Genomic DNA, 4,695 nt, shown 5'->3' on the forward strand with positions numbered 1-4,695 from the left:
GTTTTCTGTATGCTTTCGTCCTTCACAGGGCTACAGGCTACATTGAACTTTTAATTTCAATATACTTTAGTATTATTAATATTAAATCTGACCGCTTGTTCACCTGTCGCAGGGTAATTAAAACTTCCGTTTTGCACGGTCAAACACTTTAGAATTATTTGATTATAAAATATTTCTCTTTTGCCGGGGGATCAATCCCCCGGCAAAGGAAATTTTTGTGTTTCTTTTATTTTACAATTGCTTTGACAGCTTCTTCGCCTTCAACAGCTACTACGACTACACCCTGGGGAGCAGCGATAACTGCGTCGCTTGAAGTGATAACCGTGTTAGCGACTACCTGGCCTAAGATGTTAGAGATAACAACCTTTTTGCCTTCGGCGTTAGCGATTCTTACTGCACCTTCCTGGGCGATAACGGCTACTTCAGATGTTGCGATTGCTTCGTTGTCTGTTGCCATATCTTCTTTGTTACCCTTTTCGATGTTGAAGATCAAAGCATCGTCTTCACCTGTAATCTGGTCGAATGAAGACTCAGAACCATCCAAAGAACCTGACAATACGATACAACCGTTCTGCATCTTCAACCACTGGCCGTTAATCGGAGCAATGTCACGATCTGTTCCCTGAGATTCCATCAGGAATGAACGGTCATCTTCTACTTCGTTTGCAGCATTTTCAGGATCTACGAAACGCATTGACCATGTTACGAGCTTATGAGCATCGCCTTGCAAATCTTTAATATACTCAGCTGCATACTTGCCATCTTTAACAGCTTTGTGGATTGCAGCAGTGTCGAAAGTAGCAGGAGTTACATCAGCAAACTGACCAGCTAAGATATACAGGCTATCACCCATGTGAACAGCTTTCACGAAACCGGCACGTGTATAACCCTTCCAACCGTAATCAGCGCTCTTAGCTGCGTGATCTACAGAATCAGCGAAGTTAACCAGGTATTTACCGTAGTGGAAGCCGCCGGTTGCAGGTGTTGCATGTGAACAAGACCATTTGTCTAACGGGTTGCCGTCTTTGTCATAACCATGATTGTGTTCCAACGGACACGGTTCAGCGTCTTTGCCCACAACATCGTCGCGGTCGATAGAGATCAGATACTGAGGTTTGATGTTACCGCTCCAACGGTTTACAAAGGCTGTATCAACGATGAACGATTTACCGTCTTTCGTAAAGTCCGGAGTATAGATACCTAAGAAGTCGATACCTTTAACTTTGAAGTTTTCGTTTGCTTCAACCTGCAAGTATTCTTTACGATACTTTTCTACGAAACGCAATGTATCGGCAGCATCACCTGCGTTGCCTTCCAATTTCTGAGAGTCGAAACGACGGTACAGAGGAGCATCGTATTTACCGATATTGAAAGCTGACGTTCTCTGTTCGTTCATTTTCTGGTCTTCCAGGATAGCGGAAGCGTCGATAACACCGACTTTTGTATATGTTTCAGAAGCAAGAGTACCCAGAGTTCCATCAACAGCTACCAAAGCATGGTAATGCTTGTTGCTTGTCAGGTCGTTTTCTTCCTTGAACAAGAATGTAGAAGGAGTACCGTAAGCCGGAACTGTAAACATATACTTGTTTTCAGCATTCTTTGACAGGTAAAGTTTACCCTTTGCTGTCGGAAGATATACCTGGTAAGCCTGTCTGCGTAATTGTTTCAAGCCTGCGATACGTTCTGCGACGGCAGGAGTTACACCATAACCATAATCATAAATAGCACCTTCTGCTTCAATGACAAACGGCTGAGTTCCATCTGTAGCCTGAGCCAAAGAGTCTTTTGCTGATTTAACGATATACTTGCTGTCTGCATAGTCGTGCAGGTAGTTGAATGTATAACGGTTTACAAGCAGGGAGTCTGCATCGAAGTTCTTATAACCTAACAAAGTATCTGACAGGATTGCCAGGTCTTCGATCGGATCAAATATCAAAGAGTCGGTAGCAGCAATAGACAAACCGGCAATAGCATTTGTATACATACAGCTTGCTTCGTCTTTCTGGTTCAACTGAACAGTAGTTTCTTTAGTTGCCGTAAACTCACGGTTTGTGATTGTAACAGTAGAAGTCTTTTTAGCTGTTTCAGAATAGATTCTATCTTTCAAAACTACCCACTGGTAAGCCGGCATGTGAGCCACTTCCTGCAAACCTCCGTTTACAGTCACCCATTTAGCAGCAGAAGTTGTTCCGTTTGTAGTGTTATAGATAGGAGCAGCCAGGTATTGACCTGCTTTGTTCTTGATGTAATACAGACCGTCTTCGACAGAGGTAGCGGTGCTTTCAACAAGTGCGCCGGATACGTAGAACGGAAGATTTTCTTCTTCACCTGCTGTATAAAGAGTCAAGACATTTGCGTTATCCAATAAAGCATAAGACAAAGTGGTATAGCCAGCCTTTGTTGCATCCGATTGTTTAGTTTCCCAATGAGTCAATCTGCCAAATACCTTATCTGCAGGATCGGCTATAGCGTCTTTATATTCCTTTAAACCATCTGCATTAACAGCTACAATTACACTATCCTTAAACAAGTCGCGTGAGAATTGGAACTCGAATGCTTCCTGAGCAAGACCCCCCTTTTTAGCCAAAGAGTCTAATGTGGAAACTACACCTGCATTACTTGTTACTTTACCTGCTGATGTAGTCAATTTATACCAAGTGTCTTTATTAATGGCAACACCATCATAAAACGCAGTATCGACATTGGCAAATGTAAAAGAAGGCTTATTGTCAGAACCGATTTTGTTCAATACAACATAATTTGCAGTTGTAGCAACCATGCCACTTGTCGATGTACCATAAACAAAGTTTGCTGCATCAGTGCTACTTTGACCGCCTATTGCAATTGTTTGAGCCTGCCATTTAGCACCTGCAAAAGGATTGCCTTTCAGTGTCTGGCCTGCATCAATTGTGAAATACTTGTTAGCACCTTCACCTAATACGTTCAGATCTTTAGCAGTAAGAACCTGAGTTCCCGGTTGAACAGCCTGAACTTTAACTTCCGTAGCACCAGTAACAGTAGGAGTAGCAGAAGCATTGGCATATTTTACAGCAAATACATTACCTCCACTTGTTAGTTGAAACAACTTCATAACAGAGTCCTTATGGAAATAAGCTGCAAGTTCAGCAACATCTGCAAGTTCAGAAGTTGCATCCTTAGTCTTAACCCAACTCCATTCTGTTTCAACATCGGTCATCTGAAATGCTTCGTCACCAAGAGTTGGAGTAGTAGTAATATTTCCAGAAATATCAATCGCATTTGCAGGATCAAAAGAAAGTGACACCCCTTCTGCCTTGTTTGTAAAGACAAAACGGTTAGCACCTGCAACAGCATTAACCTTAATACTCCAAAGCATTTTGTTGATGTCACTAAGTGTTGTAAAACTTGCTACATTTCCTCCAGACATTACAGCTGCCCCATCCATATACACACCTGTTTTAACAGTAGCTGAAGTAGAAATCGCAGGACTCTCTGTACTTAGCACATAATAACGAGAGCCACTCGCCAACTGCTCAATTGCAGTCACTTTGTCTACAGTAATACCCGCAGCATTCGCAGCGACCGAACCGACCAGCAGAGCGCCGGTCAAAAGAGTAGAAAATCTCTTGTTCATAATTTAATAATTTAATTAGTAATAAAACCTATTTGTTATATAATGTATACAACTCCGATGAATGTTAACGTATGTATTTTGATAATGAAAACGTACGTTTATTTTAGTCATTTTTGGAAGGGCAACAGGAGGTTCGTGGTAAAAAGGCGGTATGTTTGTACTTGATAAGCTATCTAATTGATAAGAAAGAATATAGAAAAAGAAATTTTCTTGGAGAAAAGGGTTGCAGGTTTAAAAAGTATGCGTATTTTTGTAGCTGAAAAATGACGAATCTAAACGTACGTTTTTTTAGTCATTTTGGTTTTGTCGCCCTATCTCTTTTATTCCCAATAATTTACAAGCAAAAAATAAGCCGTTTTCACCCCTCAAAACCGGCCTTTTTCGTCATCTCCCATAAACAAGCATATAATTCTCACCCATAACAATTTACGCCCATTTATTCAAGTAATACTAAAAGTAGAAAAACGGCATTTTTGAGAAAACAGCGAAAAAATAGGCTAAAAACGGCAAAAAACCCCTTTCCCACTACCCAACAAAACATTTGCTACTCTCCCTGTGCAAAGCAACTTCCTTTAGAAGAATAAAATTCACTTGATCGATTTCTCCCTCCTTGCTTTGGGAATATGACTTATCCCATTTCGACTGGTGGAAGTCAAGAAAAATTGTAGTTCAACGAGTCATTGAAAGAGGGTGGCTAAAGGATTTCTATGCAGCATTTAATCTATATGGCGGCATAGAGGGATTTAGGGAAATAATAAAGGAAGTTCCAAACCTGTCTCCTATGGATATGAATTTTGTCTGCATCGTTTTTAATCTAAAAAAGGAAGAACTCAAATGCTACACACGGAAACAATTGCGGAACCAACTCTTAAACTCCTGAGAAAACTGGAAGCTGAAAACGAAATGGCAGGCTTTAATTTAGCGCAATTCCAGGACAGGCGCCCGTAGCGGCCTTCGCAGATACCGATCACTCTTCCGAAAGGAATCGTTTGGCGGCATCCAGGAGGCTGACGAATTTGATCGGCTCGCTTCCTTTTTCCGGCTGTATTTTCACCACGCTGTCGATCACCCTGAGGAAGGCT

The 4,695-nt window shown here is 41.4% G+C and carries 2 protein-coding genes; one reads left to right on the forward strand and one right to left on the reverse strand.

Going from position 1 to position 4,695, the window contains the following annotated elements; translation table 11 throughout:
• Window positions 1–226 precede the first annotated feature (226 nt).
• Window positions 227–3,613, reverse strand: coding sequence for a DUF6383 domain-containing protein (locus H8S65_RS20660; RefSeq protein ID WP_186931693.1), 3,387 nt, complete (start codon window positions 3,611–3,613; stop codon window positions 227–229).
• Between the two features lie 598 nt (window positions 3,614–4,211).
• Between H8S65_RS20660 and H8S65_RS21205 the strand changes: the two genes are divergently transcribed.
• Window positions 4,212–4,493, forward strand: coding sequence for a DUF6922 domain-containing protein (locus H8S65_RS21205; RefSeq protein ID WP_303140596.1), 282 nt, complete (start codon window positions 4,212–4,214; stop codon window positions 4,491–4,493).
• The last annotated feature ends 202 nt before the right edge of the window (window positions 4,494–4,695 follow it).

The organism is Parabacteroides hominis (genome assembly GCF_014287585.1).
In the GTDB taxonomy this organism is placed as follows: Bacteria; Bacteroidota; Bacteroidia; order Bacteroidales; family Tannerellaceae; genus Parabacteroides; species Parabacteroides hominis.